This is a genomic window from Citricoccus zhacaiensis, assembly GCF_014645315.1.
Lineage (GTDB): Bacteria > Actinomycetota > Actinomycetes > Actinomycetales > Micrococcaceae > Citricoccus > Citricoccus zhacaiensis.
The window spans coordinates 74,042-95,211 of sequence record NZ_BMLQ01000001.1; the positions used below are offsets into that span (position 1 = coordinate 74,042).

General features: G+C 69.1%; 12 protein-coding genes. 6 read left to right on the plus strand and 6 right to left on the minus strand.

Annotated features, from left to right (window positions below):
• Nucleotides 1-161 precede the first annotated feature (161 nt).
• The 4 genes from IEX49_RS00365 to ftsY form a co-directional block, all read right to left on the minus strand.
• Nucleotides 162-1,115 carry a VOC family protein gene (locus tag IEX49_RS00365; protein ID WP_373286664.1) on the minus strand — a complete coding sequence of 318 codons (954 nt, stop codon included), beginning with the start codon at nt 1,113-1,115 and terminating at the stop codon, nt 162-164.
• 307 nt (nt 1,116-1,422) lie between these two features.
• Entirely contained in the window at nt 1,423-3,024 is a 1,602-nt protein-coding gene (gene ffh / locus IEX49_RS00370) for a signal recognition particle protein (protein ID WP_188803135.1), read from the minus strand.
• Between the two features lie 119 nt (nt 3,025-3,143).
• On the minus strand, nt 3,144-4,472 hold the full coding sequence (locus IEX49_RS00375) for an ammonium transporter (protein WP_188804121.1): 1,329 nt from the start codon (nt 4,470-4,472) through the stop codon (nt 3,144-3,146).
• 210 nt (nt 4,473-4,682) lie between these two features.
• A complete protein-coding gene (gene ftsY / locus IEX49_RS00380; protein ID WP_188803137.1) occupies nt 4,683-5,903 on the minus strand; it encodes a signal recognition particle-docking protein FtsY in 1,221 nt (406 codons plus the stop codon).
• A gap of 114 nt (nt 5,904-6,017) precedes the next feature.
• On the opposite strand from ftsY, the gene IEX49_RS00385 reads away from it, so the two are divergent.
• Complete coding sequence (locus tag IEX49_RS00385; protein ID WP_188803139.1) at nt 6,018-7,334, plus strand: MFS transporter; 1,317 nt, start codon at nt 6,018-6,020, stop codon at nt 7,332-7,334.
• Here the strand turns inward: IEX49_RS00385 and IEX49_RS00390 are convergent.
• Complete coding sequence (locus tag IEX49_RS00390) at nt 7,291-11,067, minus strand: AAA family ATPase (RefSeq protein ID WP_188803141.1); 3,777 nt, start codon at nt 11,065-11,067, stop codon at nt 7,291-7,293. The genes IEX49_RS00385 and IEX49_RS00390 overlap by 44 nt on opposite strands.
• A gap of 25 nt (nt 11,068-11,092) precedes the next feature.
• Nucleotides 11,093-12,223 carry a non-hydrolyzing UDP-N-acetylglucosamine 2-epimerase gene (gene wecB / locus IEX49_RS00395; protein WP_188804123.1) on the minus strand — a complete coding sequence of 377 codons (1,131 nt, stop codon included), beginning with the start codon at nt 12,221-12,223 and terminating at the stop codon, nt 11,093-11,095.
• A 242-nt stretch (nt 12,224-12,465) separates the two neighbouring features.
• Here wecB and IEX49_RS00400 point away from each other — a divergent pair, with 242 nt between their 5' ends.
• The 5 genes from IEX49_RS00400 (at nt 12,466) to IEX49_RS00420 (ending at nt 21,157) form a co-directional block, all read left to right on the plus strand.
• Nucleotides 12,466-13,350 (plus strand): ABC transporter permease, encoded by an 885-nt coding sequence (locus tag IEX49_RS00400; protein WP_188803142.1) that lies wholly within the window; start codon nt 12,466-12,468, stop codon nt 13,348-13,350.
• Nucleotides 13,350-14,252: an ABC transporter ATP-binding protein gene (locus tag IEX49_RS00405; RefSeq protein WP_188803144.1), complete on the plus strand. Its 903-nt coding sequence runs from the start codon at nt 13,350-13,352 to the stop codon at nt 14,250-14,252. Before IEX49_RS00400 ends, IEX49_RS00405 begins: the two co-directional genes overlap by 1 nt.
• Before the next feature lie 10 nt (nt 14,253-14,262).
• Nucleotides 14,263-16,080, plus strand: a complete 1,818-nt coding sequence (locus IEX49_RS00410; RefSeq protein WP_188803146.1) for a glycosyltransferase family protein — start codon at nt 14,263-14,265, stop codon at nt 16,078-16,080.
• Complete coding sequence (locus tag IEX49_RS00415; RefSeq protein ID WP_188803148.1) at nt 16,077-18,524, plus strand: glycosyltransferase family 4 protein; 2,448 nt, start codon at nt 16,077-16,079, stop codon at nt 18,522-18,524. The genes IEX49_RS00410 and IEX49_RS00415 overlap by 4 nt, the downstream gene beginning before the upstream one ends.
• A gap of 92 nt (nt 18,525-18,616) precedes the next feature.
• Entirely contained in the window at nt 18,617-21,157 is a 2,541-nt protein-coding gene (locus IEX49_RS00420; RefSeq protein WP_188803149.1) for a glycosyltransferase family 4 protein, read from the plus strand.
• The last annotated feature ends 13 nt before the right edge of the window (nt 21,158-21,170 follow it).

Sequence of the window (21,170 nt, forward strand, 5' to 3'; positions counted from 1 at the left end):
TTTTGGCGCAGCATGCACGCCGGCCGTGGGGTTGGCGCGGGGTGGTGTGCTGCTGACAGAACGGCCGGCCGGAGTGATAGAGGGTCGCCCGGACGGCAGTTCAGTACCGTCCCATTCTGCCAGACACCCGGCCATTTGTCCTAGTTCGTCCAAGGGGTGTCCTACTGCGCCTCGGGCGCAGCCGCCGCAGCTGCCCCCGCATCGGTCCCGACGCCGGCCGGCACCTCGGCCTCGGAGAGCACGAGCAGCGTGTTCCACGGATCGCGGACCTCGAGTCCGCGGTCGGTGCGCTGAGCAGACCGGCCAGCGCTCTTGAGCCGGTCCTCGGCAGCTCCCAGCCCCTCGCCCCGCGGCAGGGTGATCTCCACGGAGCCCAGGCCGAGGGTGTTGCGGCGGGGGCCGACACCGGTGGAATTCCACGTGTTCATCGCCATGTGGTGGTGGTAGCCACCCGCGGACACGAACAGGGCCATGGTGCCGAGCGCGGTGGTCTTCTCGAATCCGAGTTCCCGGACATAGAAGTCCTCCGCCACCTGGACGTCCCCGACCTGGAGGTGGACGTGCCCCACGGAGGCGGGAGCGATGGTCAGCCGGTTCACGGCCTCCTCGGTGAGGTGCGTGTCCAGGTACCGGTCCCACGGCAGGTAGAGGGTCGACATGGCGACCTGGCCGTCCGGGCCCCACTGCCATTGGTCACGGGGCCGGTCGACGTAGAGCTCGATGCCGTTGTTGTCCGGGTCCTGGAAGTAGAAGGCCTCGGAGACGAGATGGTCAGAACTGCCGACGAACCGCGTGGGATCGAGGCGCACGGCCGAGTAGACGGTCGCGGCGAGCTCGGCGGCCTCCTCAAAGAGGATGGCCACGTGATAGAGGCCGGCCTCCCCCTCACCGGGGAGCTTCAGGCCGCGCGCCTCCTCGATGCCGACGAGCGGCACCCCGGACCGGCCCAGGACGACGTTGGGACCATCCTCGGCCACGGCAACGAGACCCAGCGCCTGCTCGTAGTAGGCCCGCAGGCGTGCCACATTCTCCGTCTTCAGGGTCACGATTCCCATGGACAGGCCAGCGGGCAGCAGGTCGGCGACCGGGCGTCCGCTGATGGGCTGGTGCTGCATGGACTGGCGCCGCAGGGTAACAGGATTCGCGGCGGCATCGGAGGCGGTGAAGGACATGACTGGTCTCCTCGGGTTCGGCCCGGTATCTATTCGGGCTGGTGGCGTCTGCGGTCGGCACTGCGGGTTCAACGGTTCACGAGACCCGGTCGGCACCTTCATGACATCACAACTAAGTTGACGCTTCAAGTATTCCCGGTCGGGGCGGTGTGATGAGAGCCACCCCAGCCCCACGGGGGAACCGCCTCAGCCCGGAAACATCAGAGGGCCGCAACCACCGTGGTGGTTGCGGCCCTCGAGACGTGCCGGCTCAGTTGCCGCCCAGATACTTCTCGAACCCCTTGGGAAGGTTCAGCGACGACGGATCGAAGCCGCCGTCCGGACCACCCTCGGCGCCCTGACCGAAGGCAGAACCCGCGGCCGGGGAGCCGGATCGCTTGCGGCGGTCCTCGAGCTCACGCATCTCCTGGGCCGCCTTGGCCGGGTTGCCCGACTTGGGCTTGGTCTTCTTGCCCTTGCCCTTGCCCTTGCGGGCGCCGCCGGCCCCACCGGCTCCGCCTCCGGGCACCCCTGGCATCCCCGGCATGCCGCCGCCGGCCGCCATCTTCTTCATCATCTTCTGGGCCTGGCCGAAGCGCTCCAGCAGGCCGTTGACCTCGGAGACCTGGACACCGGAGCCGCGGGCGATGCGGGCCCGGCGGGAGCCGTTGATGATCTTGGGTGCCACCCGCTCGTGCGGGGTCATGGACCGGATGATGGCCTCGATGCGGTCGATCTGCCGCTCGTCGAACTGCTCGAGCTGCTGACGCATGCCCTGGGCCCCCGGCATCATCATCAGGAGCTTCTTCATGGAGCCCATCTTCTTGATCTGCTGCATCTGATCAAGGAAGTCGTCGAGGGTGAAGTCCTCCTGGTCCACGAACTTCCGGGCCATCTTCTCGGCATCGGCCCGGTCCCAGTTGCGCTCGGCCTGCTCGATCAGGCTCATCACGTCACCCATGTCCAGGATGCGTGAGGCCATGCGGTCCGGGTGGAAGACCTCGAAATCGGAGAGGTTCTCACCCGTGGAGGCGAACATCACGGGCTTGCCCGTCACCGAGCGCACCGAGAGGGCCGCGCCGCCGCGAGCGTCGCCGTCGAGCTTGGAGAGCACCACGCCGGTGAAGCCGACGCCCTCGTTGAAGGCCTGGGCCGTGGCCACGGCGTCCTGGCCGATCATGGCGTCGAGGACGAAGAGGACCTCGTCCGGCTGGACCGCCGCCCGGATGTTCGCAGCCTGCTGCATGAGCTCGGCGTCCATGCCGAGACGGCCGGCGGTGTCCACGATCACGATGTCGTTGTACTTGGCTTTGGCCTCGGCCACGCCGTCCCGGGCCACCTGCACCGGGTCCCCGGTGGCATCCTCGAACTCGCTGGAGACGCCCGGGTGCGGTGCGTAGACCGGCACGCCGGCCCGCTCACCGTTGACCTGGAGCTGCTTGACCGCGTTGGGGCGCTGGAGGTCGGCGGCCACCAGCATCGGGGTGTGGCCCTGTTCCTTCAGGTGCTTGGAGAGCTTGCCCGCGAGGGTGGTCTTACCCGCACCCTGCAGGCCGACGAGCATGATGACCGTCGGGGGGTTCTTCGCGAGGTTCAGCCGCCGTGTCTCACCACCGAGGATGGCGACGAGTTCCTCGTTGACGATCTTGACGACCTGCTGGCCGGGGTTCAGCGCCTGGCTGACCTCTTCGCCGAGGGCCCGCTCCTTGATGTGGCTGATGAATTCCCGCACCACCGGAACGGCGACGTCTGCATCCAGCAGGGCCCGGCGGATCTCACGGGCGGTGGCGTCGATATCCGCTTCGGACAGGCGCCCCTTGCCCTTCAGGTTCTTGAAGGTGGCGGCCAGGCGATCGGACAGGGAGTTGAACACTGCGGTGCTCTTCCTTCGGTGGTGGGGAGTGGCGGCGGAAACTACCAGTTCCCAAGGGTATCAAGTCAGACGGAGAGGGGCCCCGCTCGCTGGCGGGGCCCCTCTCCGGACGTGACTCCCTACTTCACACCGACCGAGGTGGTCTCCCGCTCTGCCGGGGCCGAAGCGGCGACCGTCTCCTGTTCCCCGGTGTCCGGGGATTCGGAATAGGACGTTCCCATCCCGCCGCCACCGAACTCGTAGGCGTTCTCGCTGTGCAGGGACCGGTCCAGGCCGGCCTCCTCCTCCTCGGCGGTGACGCGCCACCCCATGGTGGCCTTGAGGGCGATTCCGATCACGAAGGTGACCACGCCGGCATAGACGACGGCGACCAGCACAGCCACCACCTGCGCCAGCAGCAGGGAGGCATCGCCGCCATAGAACAGTCCGGCGCGACCGTCCTCCATCGGCAGGCCGAGCAGGCCGATCATGACGGTGCCGATGATGCCCGCCACCAGGTGCAGTCCGACGACGTCCAGGGAATCATCGAAGCCGAGCTTGTACTTCAGGCCGACGGCCAGGGCACAGGCGGCACCGGCGATGAAGCCGATGATGAGGGCACCCACGGGATCGACGAAGGCACAGGCCGGCGTGATGGCCACCAGTCCGGCCACGATCCCCGAGGCACTGCCGATCGAGGTGGCGCGCTTGCCGCGGATGCCTTCGGTCAGCAGCCAGCCGAGCATGGCGGCTGCCGGGGCCGCGAGGGTGTTGACCCAGATGAGGCCGGCTTCCGTGGCGTCGCCGGCGGCGCCGCCGTTGAAGCCGAACCAGCCGAACCACAGGAGAGTGGCGCCGAGCATCACGAAGGGGATGTTGTGGGGACGGTGCCCCGGGTCCGTGCCGAAGCCCTGACGCTTGCCGAGCAGCAGGGCGATGACCAAGGCGGCCACACCGGCGGAGATGTGGACGACCAGTCCACCGGCGAAGTCGACAGCCTCACCCACAGCGCTGCCGATGACGCCGTCGGCGGAGAGCAGTCCACCGCCCCAGACCATGAAGGCCAGCGGACAGTAGACGGCGGTGACCCAGATCGGGACGAAGACCACCCAGGTACTGAACTTGGCGCGGTCGGCGATGGCACCCGAGATCAGGGCGACCGTGATGATGGCGAAGGTGGCGCCGAAACCGATGCCGATCAGATCCTCGGTGCCGACGGCGCCATAGAGCCCGACGTCGGCGAAGGGGTTGCCGAACATCTCGGCGATGCCGTCACCGCCGGTCATGTTGTAGCCCCAGAGCACCCAGACCACGGCCACCAGGCCGATGGACACGAAGGACATCATCATCATGTTCAGGGCGGCCTTGGCACGGGTCAGGCCGCCATAGAAGAACGCCAATCCAGGGGTCATCAGCAGCACCAGGGCGGCACACACCATGGTCCAGACATGCCCCGATGTCAGTTCAATCGTTTCCACTGTTCATCCTCTCGCCGAAGGACCACCCGTGGTTCCCGGGCGGGGATGGCCCGGGAGATCGTGCGGTGTCGCGACGGGTTGCGACCGGTCCCGCTTAAGAGAATGCGCGTGGTGTGTTTCACGGTCTTCGTCAGGTTGTTTCCCCGAGATGACGATCGCCCCGCACCGGTGAACAGCATGTTTCGCCGCAGGCCGTGGGGCTCAGTCGAGCAGGGCCTCCACGAAGCCCTCGGCGTTGAACGGGGCGAGATCATCCGGGCCCTCGCCCAGGCCGACGAGCTTGACCGGGACGCCGAGCTCGCGCTGGATGGCGACCACGATGCCACCCTTGGCGGTGCCGTCCAGCTTGGTCAGGGCGATGCCGGTGATGTTGACGACCTCGGCGAAGACCTTGGCCTGGGCCAGGCCGTTCTGTCCGGTGGTGGCGTCCAGGACGAGCAACACCTCGTCCACGGCGGCCTGCTTCTCGATGACGCGCTTGATCTTGCCCAGCTCGTCCATGAGGTTGGCCTTGTTCTGCAGGCGCCCGGCGGTATCCACGATCACCACGTCGGCCTCCTGCTCGATGCCGGTCTTCACGGCCTCGAAGGCCACCGAGGCCGGGTCGGCGCCATCCTCGAAGGAGCGGACGGTGTCCACACCCACGCGGGCTCCCCACGTGGCCAGCTGCTCGGCGGCGGCAGCACGGAAGGTGTCAGCGGCGCCGAAGACGACATGGCGGTCCTCGGCCACGAGCACCCGCCCGATCTTGCCGACGGTGGTGGTCTTGCCGACGCCGTTGACGCCGACGACCATCATGACGGCCGGGCGGCCATCCTTGCGGGAGGCGTCCAGGCGGCGGTCCATGGTCGGATCCACCATCTTGACCAACTCCTCGTGGAGCATGGCCTTGACCTGCTGGGGGTCGCGGGAACCCTCCACCGTGACGCGTTCGCGCAGGTTGTCCACGAGTTCCATGGTGGGCTCGGTGCCGAGGTCCGCCAGCAGGAGGGTCTCCTCCACCTCGTCCCAGACGTCATCCGTGATGTTGTCCGTGGACAGCAGCGCCAAGAGGCCCTTGCCGAAGATGCTGTTGGACTTGGCCAGGCGTGCACGCAGCCGCGCCAGGCGGCCGGCGGCGGGAGCCGGTGTCTCCAGCTCGGGGGCGGTCGGCGCCTCGGTCTCCACCACGTCCGTGGCGGGCACGGGGGCGGCGACCGGCGCCTCGGGTTCGGCGACCGCGGTACCCGCAGGGCCGGCGTCGTCCGTCTCCGGACGATCGAGGACCGCGGTGCTTCCGCTACCGGTGGGCCCCGGGTCATTGGCATCACGAGTGGTCGGGTAGATGCCCCGGGGACGCTTGGGCTTGCGGTCGATGAAGACCAGCAGGACCAGGCCGACGAGCAGGACAGAGGCAAGCGAAATCAAGATGATCGGATCCACCGGACCAGTCTGTCACAGCTCTTCGGCTGACTCGCGATGGTACGCCGCGGCCCGTCGCGGCCGAAGCGGGCAGGGCAGGCCGGCCGGCCGGCCACAGGTGGCAAGATGGGGATCATGGCGCGCACGAGGAACACCGGTCAGGAGCGGGAGCGGCTTCCCATCCCCCGGGAGATCAAGGTCCTCATCGTCGCCGCCTTCGTCATCGCCATCGGCTTCGGCATCATCGCGCCGGTGCTGCCCCAATACGCCCAGTCGTTCAACGCCTCCGCCACGGCCGTCTCCGCCGTCGTCTCCGCCTTCGGGCTCACCCGGTTGCTGTTCGCCCCGTTCTCCGGGCGCCTGACGAGCCGGTTCGGCGAGACCCCGGCCTACATGGCCGGAGTGCTGGTCGTCTCGCTGTCCATGTTCCTCATCGCGTTCTCGCAGGACTATTGGCAGCTGTTGGTCTTCCGTGCGCTCGGCGGCATCGGATCCACCCTGTTCACGGTGTCCGCGATGGCGTTCCTGGCCCGGAAGGCACCCCCGAGTATCCGCGGCCGGGTCTCCGGGGCCTACGCCTCGGCATTCCTGATCGGCAACATCGCCGGCCCGGTGGTCGGCTCGGTGCTGGCGGTCTTCGGCTACCGGGTGCCCTTCCTGATCTACGGCACGGCCCTGGTGGTCGCCGCCGGACTGGTGTTCTTCCTGCTGCGGGACTCCCGGCTCGCTGACCGCGGCAAGCCCGACACCCGGCCGGACATGAAGTTGGCCGAGGCCTGGGAGCGTCCGGCATTCCGCGCGGCGCTGACCTCCTTCTTCGCCAATGGCTGGGCGACCTTCGGCGTGCGCAACTCCCTGACACCGCTGCTGGCCGCCACCGCCTTCACGGGGACCGCGTTCTGGCTCGACGGACCGCAGATCGCCGGTGCCGCCCTGTCCCTCTTCGCGGTCGGCAACATCGCCGCGGTCACGTTCTCCTCGCGGCTGTCCGACGTCCACGGCCGCAAACCCCTGATCATCATCGGCCTCCTGGTGGCCGCGGCGGGCACCGCCGTGATCGGCTGGATGGACAACCCGTGGCTGTTCCTCGCGCTGTGCGTGGTGGCCGGAGCCGGCACGGGCACGCTCAATGCGCCACAGCAAGCCGCCGTGGCGGACATCGTGGGCCAGGAGCGCAAGGCCGGCCCCGTGATGTCCACCGCCCAGATGGCCTCCGACCTCGGGGCGATCTCGGGTCCGCTGATCGCCGGCCTGGTGGTGGACGCGGCCGGTTTCGGCTGGGCTTTCCTGCTCACCGGCGGCATCCTGGCCGTGGGCGCCATCTCGTGGGCCTTCGCCCCGGAGACCAATCTGCCGGTGGTGCCGGGTGGCCCCCGGACGGGCGTCCTGCCGAAGGTCAGCTCGAGGGTCAGTCCCCCGGAGCGGCCCGCACCGCCTCCAGACGCTGGCTGATGACGGTGCTGACGCCGTCCCCGCGCATGGAGACGCCGTAGAGCGCGTCCGCGACCTCCATGGTGCGCTTCTGGTGGGTGATGATGATCAGCTGACTGTCCTGCTGCAGTTCCCGGAAGATCTCCAGCAGCCGTCCGAGGTTGGTGTCATCCAGGGCGGCCTCCACCTCGTCCATCACGTAGAACGGGCTGGGCCGGGCCTTGAAGATCGCGACGAGCATGGCGACGGCGGCCAGTGAGCGCTCACCGCCGGACAGCAGGGACAGCCGCTTGACCTTCTTGCCCGCGGGCCGGGCCTCCACCTCGACGCCGGACTCGAGCAGGTTGTCCGGATCCGTCAGGAACAGCCGCCCCTCGCCGCCGGGGAACAGGGTGGCGAAGACGTGCTGGAACTGGGCGGCGGTGTCCTCGAACGCGGCGGAGAACACCCGCAGCACCGTGTCATCCACATCCTGGATGATCTTCAGCAGGTCCCGGCGGCTGGAGTCCAGGTCCTCGAGCTGACCGGACAGGAAGCGGTGCCGTTCCTCCACGGCGGCATACTCCTCCAGCGCCAGCGGGTTGACCCGGCCCAGGGCGGACAGTTCGCGCTCGGCCCGGCGCAGCCGCTTCTGCTGTTCCGCACGGTCGTACGGCACCGTCTCGGGCTCGCTGTGCGAATCAGGCTCGGCGGCGGCAGCTACGCCAGAACCGGACCCGACGGCAGCATCGGCCTCGGTCTCGGTCTCCTCCGCGGGCGGCGCCAGCGGGACCGGCAGGTGCGGGCCGAAGTGCTCGAGCAGGTAGTCCCCGGTCATGCCGAGGTCATCGAGGGACTTCTCCCGCAACTGGTCCAGCTTGAGCTGCTGTTCCTGCCGGGCCATCCGGGCCGCGTGCAACCGGTCCTTGGCCTGGGCCGCCACCGAGCGGTGGTGGTCAGCGGTGCGCTGGAGCTGTTGACGCCGCACCGAGAGGTCCTCGCCACGGCGATCCAGTTCCGTGCGGTCCCGATCAGCACGGGCGACGGCGTCCTGCACCCGTTCCAGGGCCTGGGCCAGTGCCTGCGAGACCGCTGAGATCCGGGTCAGCCAGGCCCGACGCTTCTGCTCGGCCCGCTCCCGCTCCTGGTGGGCCAGCGTGGCCGCCGAGACCTGGCGGCGCGCCTGCTCGGCCCGCGCGACGAGCTGGGACCGACTGGTCTCGGCGGCCCTCAGGGCCAATCTCGCCTCGGTCTCCCGGTGCCGGGCGAGGCCGGCCTGCTCCTCCGCCCTGTCCCGTGCCTCCGGGTCGGGACTGGCCGCCGTGTCTTCAGTCGACGCGTCCGTGGTCGAATCGTCCGCACTGGTCGGTTCCGCGGCGGCGGTCTGGGCCCGCCGCGCTTCCTCCTCGGCCTGCCCGACGCCGGCCGTCGCCTCCGAGAGGCGGTCCCGCAGGGCCGTGAGCTCGGCACGCTGGCGTTCCACGCCGTCGTCGGCATGGGCCAGCTGTTGATTGAGCCGGGCCAGCTCCTCGGTGACGGCCGTGAAGCGGGCGTCGGAGGCGTCGAGGGCCTCGAGTGCAGCAGTCTCGGCGGTGGTGGCCTGCTCGGCCTCCCGGGCCAGCCCGGAGCGCTGGAATCGAAGCCGCTCGACCTCATGGGTCGCCTGCTCCGCCACACCGGCCGCCTGGTCCGCCGCCGCCTTACGCTCCAGCCGACTGCCGGATCCGGCCCCGCGGCCGTCCGCCCATCCCGGACCGACCACGTGGCCGTCCCGGGTGGCCAGGCGGAGCGGCACACCCCGGTAGAGCGCCGGAAGCCGTCCGCCGTCCAGGAGTGCGGTGGCCGTGGCCAGGTCCTCCACGAGCACTGTCCCGGCCAGCAGGGAACGCACGGTGTCCGCGATCAAGTGTTCTGCGCTCGACGGTTCCGCGGTGGCGCCGGCGGTCCCGGTCTCCCCCTCGGGAAACCGGACCACGGACCCCGCGTCCATCGCTTCCTCGGGGAGGTCCTCCCCCGGCCCGGCGGAGTCGGCGGTGGGGATCGTGGACGCGGCTGAACCATCCGTGCCAGGCACCCAGGGGAACAGCAGTCGCGCGTCCGCTGCGCCGGCGTCGGCCAACCGACCCGCCGCCTCAACGGCCGGGGCGAGGCCGTCGAGGACGAGCTGCTCCGCAGGTCCGCCGAGGGCAGCAGCGATGGCGGCCTCCCAGCCGCCCTCCACGGTCAGGACCTCGGCGAGGGCGGTGGGGGCCAGGTCCCCGAGAGCCATGACGGCGGCACCGGCCTCCGGCTGGAGGGCCTCGGCCAGGGCATCCCGCCGGGCCAGGGCGGCACCATGGGCCGATTCGGCGGCGGCCAGCGCCTCGTCGAGCCGGGCCAGGCGTTCCTGCAGCCGATCGGCGGCCTCGGCGGCCGCCTCGTAGGTCGCGTCGAGTTCCTCCTCGGAATCAAGCGAGCCGGCCAGACGATTCTGGTGGTCGGCCAGTTCGGAGCGCAGGGACTGAGCGGCCCGCTCACTCTCCGTCAGCCGGGCGGTGGCCTTCTCCCACTGCGTCCGAAGGGACTGCTCGGTCGCCTTGGCGGCCTCGATGCGACCCGCCGCGACGGCGGCCGCCTGGCGCCGGTCCGCGGCCTGTTGCAGGAGACGCGTGTAGGTCTCCGATGCCGCCCGGGCCGCGGCTTCGGCACGTTGCCGCTCTGTGGAGGCCCGCTCGAGCTCTGACTGGGCCGTCTCCACGGCGGTCTCGGCCTCACCCGCCTCGGTGCCGGCCCGGTCGGCGAGGTCCCGCGCGGTGTCCGGGTCCGGGCCCGACGGTGCCGGGACCGGCTGACTGCGAGAGCGTTCCCGCTCGGCGGCCACGGCACCCAGGGAACGGTACCGTTCGGCCAGGGTCGAGAGCCGGTACCAATGGTCACGGGCGGCCGCAGAGGCCTGCCCGGCCGTGGCGACGTCCGTGGCCAGCTCGGCTGCGGCCTCCTCGGCCCGAGTGACCTCGGCCTCGGCGGTGGAGACAGCCTGCTCGAGTTCCTGGTCTCCGGCGCCCAGCTGCTCCAGGGCCGCCTGCTGCCGGAACAGGTCGTCCGCGAGCAGGCGGGACCGGGCATCACGGACGTCGAACTGGATACGCTGCGCCTTGCGGGCGGTCTTGGCCTGCTTGGACAACGGCCCCAGCTGACGGCGCACCTCCTCGGAGAGGTCCCGGACACGGTCCAGGTTCGTACGCATCGACTCGAGCTTGCGGACGCTGCGCTCCTTGCGCCGGCGGTGCTTCAGCACCCCCGATGCCTCCTCGATGAAACCGCGGCGCTCCTCCGGACTGGCCTGCAGGATCCGGTCCAGCTGGCCCTGCCCCACGATCACGTGCATCTCCCGGCCGAGGCCGGAGTCGGACAGCAGCTCCTGGATGTCGAGCAGTCGGCAGGAACTGCCGTTGATGGCGTACTCGGATCCCCCGCTGCGGAACAGCGTGCGGGAGATGGTGACCTCCGAGTACTCGATCGGCAGGGCGCCGTCGGCGTTGTCGATGGTCAGGGACACCTGGGCGCGGCCCAGCGGGGCCCGCCCGGAGGTGCCGGCGAAGATGACGTCCTCCATCTTCCCGCCGCGCAGGTTCTTCACACCCTGCTCCCCCATCACCCAGGAGAGGGCGTCCACCACGTTGGACTTGCCCGAGCCGTTGGGGCCCACCACGGCGGTCACACCGGGTTCGAAGTGGAAGGTGGTGGCCGAGGCGAAGGACTTGAAGCCGCGGACCGTCAACGTCTTCAGGTACATGGGCGTTGGGTCTCGTGATGCAGGGTCAGTCGGCGAAGTCCGGCAGGCGTTCCCCGCGTCCGAGCAGGGCGCGCACGGCGGCCACGGTGCGGGCCGCGGCGCGGCCGTCACCGTAGGGGTTCACGGCGTTGGCCATGACCGAGTAGGCCTCGGCATCGTCCAGCAGGGTCGAGACCTCGGTGACCACGCGCTCCTCGTCCGTGCCGATCAGCTTCACCGTTCCGGCGGTGACGGCCTCGGGTCGCTCGGTGTTCTCGCGCATGACCAGGACGGGCTTGCCGAGGCCCGGCGCCTCCTCCTGCACGCCGCCGGAATCCGTCAGGACCACGTGGGCCACGGACAGCAGGTGCGTGAACTCTCCGTAGGCGAGCGGCTCGGTCACGATGACGTTGGTCCGGCCCTCGACCTCCGGGAGGATGGCTTCCCGGACCACCGGGTTGCGGTGCGCGGGCAGCACGAAATCCACGTCCGGGTACTGCTCCGACAACCGGGCCAGAGCTCGGCCGACGCCGCGCATGGCCTCGCCCTGGTTCTCACGCCGGTGCGTGGTCACCAGCACGAGCCGCCGTCCGCTGTCAGCCAGCTCCTGCAATTGCGGGTCGGAGAACGGCACCGCCTTCTCCACGACCTCGTACAACGCGTCGATGACCGTGTTGCCGGTGACCACGATGTCGTCCGGGTTGACCGCCTCGCGCAGCAGGTTGTCCCGGCTGGTCGTGGTCGGGGCGAGGTGGAGGCTGGCCACCTGGGTGGTCATCTTGCGGTTGGCCTCCTCGGGGAACGGGGAGAACAGGTCGAAGCTGCGCAGGCCCGCCTCCACGTGCACCACGGGGATGCCCCGGTAGAACGCGGCGATCGCGCCGGCCGTCGAGGTGGTCGTGTCGCCCTGGACCACCACCGCGTCCGGTTTCACCTGCTCGAAGAGGGCGTCCAGGCCGTCGATGGTCCGCGTCATCACACCGTTGAGCGTCTGGCGGGGACGGATGATGTTGAGGTCGTGGTCGGGGACGATGCCGAAGAGCTCGTTGACCTGATCCAGCATCTCCCGGTGCTGTCCGGTGACGGCCACCTCGCACTCGACATCATCCGACTCCTGCAGCGCCTTGATGATGGGAGCCATCTTGATGGCCTCCGGGCGGGTGCCGTAGATCGGCATGATCTTCAACTGTCCTTGGTTCACGGTGTGTACGCACTCCTCATTCCGGTGCGGGTGATGGCCCGCCTTTTGTTGCCTCCCAGCCTACGGGGCAGACTGTGGGTTCTGACCCGCCGTGATCCGGACGACGCCGTCCGGGTCCCACGGATGGCATGGTCTGCGTTGTTATACTGTCCGTCGGCGTCAGCCATGTTGCCGCGCCGGCAGGATGGCGCGAGCCGCACTTGAACGGAAGGACCTAGGTGAACACCACCGAAGACACCGGGGACTCCGGAACCCGCACGATCGCCCTTGATCGGAACGGTTTGATCCGCGTCGGCGCCAGGCCAAGCCTGTGGCGGTACCTGCGGCAGATCTGGGAGTTCCGGAGCTTCGTCCTCTTCGACTCGAAGTCACGGATCGCCGGCGGCAACAGCACCAATTCCCTGGGCCAGATCTGGCTGGTGCTGAACCCGATCCTCAACGGCGCCACCTACTTCTTCGTCTTCGGCCTGCTCCTCGGGACCGGCCGGGGCATCGAGAACTTCATCGCCTACCTGATCATCGGCGTGTTCATGTTCCGCTTCACCTCCTCGGCCATCACCAGCGGCTCCAAGGCGATCATCAGCAACCGTGCCGTGGTGCGGGCCTTCTCGTTCCCCCGGGCGACGTTGGCCTTGGCCGTGAACGTCCGGGAGCTCATGGTGCAGATCCCCGCGTTCATCACGATGTTCGTGTTGATCCTTGCCTTCCCCCCTCTCGAGATCGTGTCCTGGAAGTGGCTGCTCTTCATCCCGTTGGTGGCGGTACAGTTCCTGTTCAACCTCGGTCTGAGCCTGATCCTGGCCCGCTTGGTCACCCGCTTCAACGACGTGACCAACCTCATCACCTTCGGCACCAGGATCTGGCTGTACCTGTCCGCTGTCTTCTTCAGCATCGACCGTTTCGCGGACCACCCCACGATCCTCTTCATCATGCACTTGAACCCCATGTACTGCATCCTGGAGATCGCCCGCGACAGTCTGCTGTATGACACCTGGCCGGACCCGAACCGGTGGCTCGTCCTCGGCGCATGGACCCTGGTACTCCTGGTCGTCGGCACCGTGTTGTTCTGGCAGGCCGAGGAAAGCTACGGACAGGAGAAGTGATGACGGCAGCAGAGGTCGCCCCCCACGCGGTCACGTCGCCCTCGGCTCAGGCGGCCGTGGTGATCGATTCGGCCTCCATGACCTATGTGGTGCGGTCGATCCGACCGGCCCCACGCCATGAGACCTTCAGGGCCCGGCTCAGTCGCGCCGGGTCCGGAGTCGAGATCTCCCATCTCGAGGCCCTCAAGCCCCTGTCACTGGTGGTGGAGCACGGCGAGAGCGTGGGGGTGATCGGCACCAACGGTTCGGGCAAGTCCACCCTGATGAAACTGGTCACCGGGCAGCTCGCCCCCACCAGCGGGTCCGTCTACGCCACGGACACACCCATCATGCTGGGGGTCAATGCCGCCCTCGTCCCGCAGATCTCCGGCGAGGACAACATCATCCTCGGTTGCCTGGCCATGGGCATGTCACGGGCCCAGGCTGATGCGAAGTTCGATTCCATCGTGGAGTTGTCCGGTCTGAAGGACTCACTCCATCTGCCGCTCAAGGCCTATTCCTCCGGCATGGCGTCCCGATTGCAATTCGCCATCGCCACCAGCGTGGACCCGGAGATCCTGGTGATCGACGAGGCGCTGAACACCGGTGACGCCCAGTTCCGCGAACGCACCCGCCAACGCATCAATGTGCTGCGCGAACAGGCCGGTTGCGTCTTCCTCGTCAGCCACTCCCTCGGCACCATCCGCGACATGTGCACCCGAGCCATCTGGATCGAACGCGGCGAGCTGCTAATGGACGGGACTCCGGAGGAGGTCACCGGCAGGTATCAGGAGTACGCCGGCCATATGGGCAAGAAGCACGACAAGAAGGCCGCGGATCTCCGGGAGAAGTGCCGCAGCGAACTCGTCCGTACCAAGATCGTCTGGAATGACCAACGCTCCCCGTCCTCGGCCACCCCGTGACCGGTTGCCCATGACCCGTCTGGTCCGCGCCGCGGCCACCCGCTCCCGCCGGGTCGCACAGACCGTGGCCTCACGCTGGTCCGACGCCGTCCTGACCGGCAGGCGTGCCCGCTGGGACCGGGCTGGACGCCTCGGCGTCCCCGACGACGTCTGGCCGGCCACGCCGGACTCCCCCGGACGGACAGCCCCTCTGGGCAACCGCATGATGCCCCTGCCGCCCGCCTGGGGGCTGTCCCGCTGGCTGTGGGGAGACACCGGAAACAGGAACGACGGCGGTGACCGCTCGAATGACCTGCTCGCCGTCTACCTCGACCGGACGGATCTGACGCCCGGCAACAACGGGTGCTTCGCCACCACCGATGCCGTGGCCCTCGTCGCGGACCGTGCCGCCGCGGACACGGGGGATACCGCCCGCGGACCGCACACCCTCATGGTGGTGGCCGACGGTTCCGCTGACGATGTTGCGAAATCGCTTCGGGACGCCGGGGCGCACCGCGGCTGTCTCGTCCTCGACGATCCCGGCAGCGAACGCCGCGCGGCCCTGCTCAGCCTGTGCGCCGCCGTCGCCGTCCCCGCCGGCACGGATCCCCTGCGGTCACCCTGGGCGCGTGAGGCAGGTGCCGCCGGTGTGGCCCTTCTCACCCATACCGCCCCTGCACCACTGCCACGGGATCTCGGCCTGCCGTCCGCACGACGGGTGGCCGGCCGGGTGGCACGCCATACCCTGGTCAGTGCCGATCCGACGGCGCTGGAGCCGGTGCCCGGACCACTTCCGGAGCGCCCCCGTTCCTCGGGGCTCGTCGTCGTGACCGAGCGACGCCGAGTGGTGGTCGCCGGCCACGACCTCAAGTTCGCCCGGGGGCTCATCGAGCACCTCCGCGGTGAGGGGCATGAGGTCCGGCTGGACGAGTGGGCCGGGCACGAACGTCACGATCCACGGCTGAGCCGGGACCTGGCCGGCTGGGCCGATGCCGTGTTGTGTGAATGGGCCCTGGGCAATGCGGTCTGGTATTCGCGCCACGTCACGGACGGCACCCAGCTGACCGTTCGTCTCCACCTCCAGGAGGCCGCCACCGCCTTTCCCGCCCGGGTCCGAGCCGACCGGATCGACGCTGCGGTGTTCGTGTCCGAGCATCTACGCCGTCAGGTGGTCCGCGACTTCACCTGGCCGGCTGCGCGCAGCCTGGTGGTGCCCAACGCCGTCAGGATTCCCGAGGCACTGGAGAGCACCGTCGGGCCAGAACGCCGGTTCCGGCTAGGTCTGGTGGGGATCGTCCCGTCCCGCAAGGGCCTTCACACGGCCCTCGATGTCCTGCACCGACTGCGCTCCGTCGACGACCGCTACACGCTCAGCATCAAGGGCCGCCGGCCGTCTGAGTACCCGTGGATGGCCCATCGCCCCGCTGAGCGCGACTACTTCAGGGAACAGTTCGCGCGGATCGACGACGATCCGCTCCTGGGAGCGGCGGTGAGCTTCGAGCCGTTCGGCCCGGACATGGACGCCTGGTTCAGCCGGATCGGAATCGCCCTGTCCACGAGTGATTTCGAGTCCTTTCACTTCACGCTCCCGGACGGAGCCGCCCACGGGGTGCTCCCGCGCTCCCTGTCCTGGCCCGGTGCCGACCTGCTCTATCCGCTCCGCTGGTTGGCCCCGGACGCCGTCATGCTGGCGGAGTCCATCCATAGAGCCACCCAGGATCCGTCCCAGTGGCAGGCTGAGGCGGTGGAGGCACGCCAGTTGGTCGTCCAACGATTCGCCGCATCCCGTGTCCTGCCGGAGCTCGCCGATGTGGTCCTCGGCCGGCGCCGTGCGGAGGTCCGCCCATGAACACGGCCGTGTCGCGAGCCGAGCAGCCCCACATGGCCATGCTGGTGGCGAATCCCGTGGTGGGCGATTCCCGCGTGGAGAAGAGCGCCCTCAGCGCCGTGCGGGCGGGATACCGCGTGACGATCGTGGGAGTCGGGAATGCCAGCACCTCTCGCGTCGACCACTACGAGCACATTCCGATCTATCGGATCCCCCTGGACTTCACACGGCACAAGGCGTGGACGGTCGAGAACCGGCGACGGAACAGCAGTACAGCACCCGAGGCTTCCGGCACGAGCCCTCTGAACAGGGCGAGCAGGGCCCTGCACCGCCTGAACCGCTCGTGGGCCGAGCGATTCCGGACCGTGCGGGAGTCCTTCCGGGCCGGTCGACCCGGTGGCTGGCGAGCGGTCTGGCCGCAGACACTGGACTACGAGGAGGCTTTCCTCGAGGTCCTCCATCGGCTGCAACCAGACATCATCCATGCACATGACCGGCACCCGATGGCCGGGGCCGCAGCCTACTCCGCCCTCCAACGGGCCGCGGGGACCCCGGTTCCCTGGGTCTACGACGCCCACGAGTGGGTGCCCGGCACCATCATTGGCGGGCCGCCGCAGGCCAAGACGGCCTGGGTCGCCCTGGAAGCCGAGCTGATCCGCACTGCCGATGCCGTCATCACCGTCACGGACCATGTGGCGGGCGAGCTCCACGCCCGGCACCGGCTCGATGTCCGCCCGACGACGGTCATCAACGCCCCGCGCGGGGCCCGGCAACCCCTGCCACCGGACCAGCGCCGCCCGCTACGAGAGGAGTGCGGTGTGGGCCCGGAGACGCCCCTGCTGGTGTATGTGGGCATGCTGGCCGAGCACCGGGGGGTCTTCACCATCGTCGATGCCCTGGGCGAGATGCCGGGTGTCCATGTGGCGTTCGTCGGCTCTCAGAACGCCACGGTCCGCCAGCAGCTGCACGACCGCGCCGAGGAGGCGGGGGTGCGAGACCGGCTGCACCTCCTGGACTATGTTCCGTCCCATTCCGTGACCTGGTACATCGAATCGGCGACCTGCGGTGTCAGCGCCCTGATGCCCTACCCGGCGCATGAGCTCGCGATGCCCACGAAACTGCGTGAGTATGCCCAGGCTGGTCTGCCGGTCATCGCCAGCGACCTGGACACACAGTCCGCCTTCGTCACGGAGCACGGGATGGGCACGCTCTTCGAAGCCGGAAACGCCTCCTCCTTGGCGGCAGCCTTCCACCGCCTCCTGGACGATCAGGAGTCGTATCGTCGCGCCGTCCGGGACCCGGACTTCCTTGCCTCGCAGACCTGGGAGGGAAACGAGACGGCCTTGGCGGCGACCTGGCATTCCCTGTGCCCGGTGCAGCTCCCACCGGACGGACCCCGTTCAGTGGCCCCGGCCGACGCAACCACATCGCAGACGGAGGCCGAGCGGCACCCCACCCTGGTCGTCGTCGGTGCCTCGGGGACCGATCCCTGGACCGAGGCATGGTCCCGGCATGCGGGTGAGGCCCGCGGTCATGCCGGCTCCGGCACCGAGGCGGACGGTGACGCCCCCCTGATGTCCGCGGCCCTGGACTCCTGGCTGGAGATCGACCAGCTCGCCGATGCCGTGCTGTATCACGGACTGTCCTGCGCGCATGGAGACGTCGACGGCGGACCCCTGTCCGAGATGCTCTCGCTGCAACGCCGGCAGAAGCAGGTGGGCGTCCTGACAGAGGCGCCCCTCGTGGATGCGGAGCTCCTGAGAGATCGGCCCGGGCACGCCCTCAGCGACTGGGACCCCGAGGTCTTCGGTCGATATCGACGGCAGGCCCTGAAACAGGCCCGCCCCTTCCTGACGATGCTGGAGCACGGAATCCCCCTCTTCACCTCCAGTCAGCGGACCGCGCACATGCTCCACGGCGTCGAGTGGATTCCCACTCCTCTCCTCGCCCCGTCACCGCCTCATCTGCCCCCAGCTGGGGAGGCACGTCACGATCCCCAGGCCCCGGTGAGCATCCTCATCGTGCCAACCATCCGGTCACAGGCCGAGAACAGGCAGCTCGATCGGCTGGTGGAGGGCGCCACGCGACACGGCTTCACGGTCCGACGCCCCCGGTTCTCAAGGTACGATTCCGCTCAGGCCCGCCACGCCGATATCGTCGTCGATGCGCTCACCCTCGGGGAGTGGAGCCAGAGTGCCGCGCATGCCTGGTCAGCGTCCCGGCTCGTCGTGGGGCATCTCGACGAGTCGTTGGGAACAAGCGTGAACACCCCTCTCGCGACGGCTCCGGCTCCGCCCCTGCTGGAATCGTCGGTCCCTGAGATCGCTGACACCGTCCTGGCCCTGGCGCATTCCATGGATGACGAGAGAACGGTGGCGGCCCGTTGGCAGGGACGGGATTTCGCCGAGTCGATCTACGGTGGAAAGATGGCCGTTGCGAGTCTGCGCGGCGTATGGGACGTCTGAGAAGGACGGACCCAGGTGCCCGCTGCTGAACTGGTGCTGCACCATCCGAGCACACCAACCACTCGCCTTCGAATCTATAGAGGAGTCCACGCGTGACCGACAGTGCCCCGAGAGAGTCCTCCCTCCGACCCCACATGGTCATGCTGGTGGGAAACCATGTGGTCGGTGACTCCCGGGTGGAGAAGAGCGCCCTCAGCGCCGTCAAGGCGGGGTATCGGGTGACGATCGTCGGCACGAGGCACCGAACCACGTTCCACGTCGGTGAGTATTCGGGGATCCCCATCTACCGGATCCCTGCGGACTTCGCGCGCCACGTGACTTCGGGTCAGTGGAATGAGCTCAAGCCCCGACGGTGGTCGGACAGCACTGACCCGCTGGCCTGCTGGGGTCGGGCTCGGGATACGCCACCGTGGAGCTTCCGCTCCACCGTGGACCGGTTGGACCGAGCCACCCACGCCGTGAGGACCCGGATCGAGAAGCAGCTTGATCACCGTGGCACGCGTGCGGCCGACGCCGTCGGTCAGGTGCGGGACCGGGCCCTTGCGGCCCTGCCGCGTGGTTGGCGGCGGGTCTGGCCGCATATCGCCGACTATGAGGATGCCTTCCTCGACGTCCTCCAGCGCTTGAAACCGGACATCATCCACGTTCACGACCGCCACCCGCTGCCGGGCGCCGCGGCCTATGCCGCCTGGCAGAGGTCCAGGGGCCGGGACGTGCCGTGGGTGTACGACGCCCATGAATGGCTTCCGGGCCAGGAGCTGCCGGGTCCGGCCGCCGCCCGGACCGGATGGCTCGCCGCCGAGGCCGAACTGATCCACCACGCCGATGCTGTGCTCACGGTCTCCGACGACCTCGCCACCCGCATGCAGCGGCGTCACCATCTGAAGGAACGGCCCGGGACGGTCATCAACGCCCCAGCCCTGACCCGGACGCCCATGGATCCGGCCGTCCGCCGGCCGATCCGCGAGGAATGCGGGCTGGCCCCTGAGACCCCCCTGTTCGTCTACGTCGGCAAGATGAGCGAGCGTCGCGGAGTCCTCACCATGGTGGAATCGCTCCCCCTGTTGCCAGACACCCACATCGCCTTCATCGGTTCCCGCGATGCGGTCATCCGGCAACACATCATGGAACGGGCCGAGCAGCTCGGTGTCGCAGACCGAGTGCATCTCAAGGACTATGTCCCCTCGTCCTCGGTCACCTGGTACATCGAATCGGCCACGGGCGGCATCAGTCCACTCCTGTCCACCCCGGCTCACCAGCTGGCCATCGCCACCAAGATCAGCGAGTACATCCAAGCCGGGCTTCCCGTCATCGTCAGCGACATGAAGGCCCAGGCCGCCTTCGTGCGCGACCATGCCATCGGCACCGTGTACACCGCTGGGGACCCCGCCGACCTCGCCGCGGCGACCCATCGGCTGCTGGAGGGGCTGGAGGGATTCCGCCGGGCGGTACACCATGGCGAGGTGCGCGAGCTGCAGACCTGGGACCACGCGGAGCGGGTGCTGATCCACACTTGGACTCGTCTGTGCCCGCCTCCGGCGCCGCTGGCGCCGACTACCGTCGGCAGCCCGGCGGACGGCAGTCCGGCCGAGCGCGCTTCTGCCGTCGCCGGGTCGGTGGGCGGGTCGGGGCCGGCCCTCGACCTGATCGGGGCCGCTGGGAATGATCCGCTGGCTCAGGTCTGGGCTCGCCACGCCGGCTCCGCGGTGACGCACACCGGGCTGGAACCCAGCGAGACGGCGGGCGACGCTGACCTTCCTGCGGTGCTCGCAACCTGGTCGGACATCAATCGCCATGCTGATGTCGTCCTCTACGCAGGTCGGACCTCCGCCGGCGGTGGAGACGATGGGCCCGTCTCCTCTGAGATGCGCTCCCTGCTGGCACGCGGTAAGAAGGTGGGGATCTGGACGGGCTCGGCCCCTCTCGTCGATCCTCGCCTGCTCATCAGCGCCGATCCGGGCCATCCCTTGGCACAGTGGACCGCGGATCAGCTCAAGCGGTACCGCCGTCAGGTGCACCGTGGGTCCCGTCCACTGCTGGAGCTGCAGGACCTCGGCATCCCGATCTTCACCACGGATGCGGCGGCGGCCGAGCTCCTGACCGATGTGCACTGGGTTCCCTCGCCGGTGGCAGGCCCACGAGCGTTCCCGGACGAACCGGCCGCTGCCCTGACGGAGGGCCGATCTCCCCAGATCCTCATCATCCCGGCCCTGCGTTCCCCGGAGGAGTTGGCGTCCCTGGACGACCTGGAAGCGATGGCGACGGCGGCCGGCTACCGTGTGGCGCGTCCGCGGGCCAAGAGGTTCCATCCCTCGGATGCCGTCTTCTCCGACATCGTCGTGGACACCTTGACGACGGATGGGTACAGCGAGGCATCAGCGTGGGCCTGGTCCGCCGGCCGCCCGGTGGTCGGCCGAGTCGGAACCGCGCCACGAGGGATCGATCTCCCGGAGAACCCCATGGTGGCCGCAGATCCGAGCAGCGTCGTCGAGACCGTGATGGCCCTGGCCCAGGCGCACGCCGCCGGTCAGCGGAATGAGGGCGGCACCGCGGGCCGCATCTTCGCGGAATCGGTCCACGACGGCCGGCTCACGGTGCAACGGATCACCACGGTGCTCGACGGTCAGAGGTAAGTCGATCTGATCA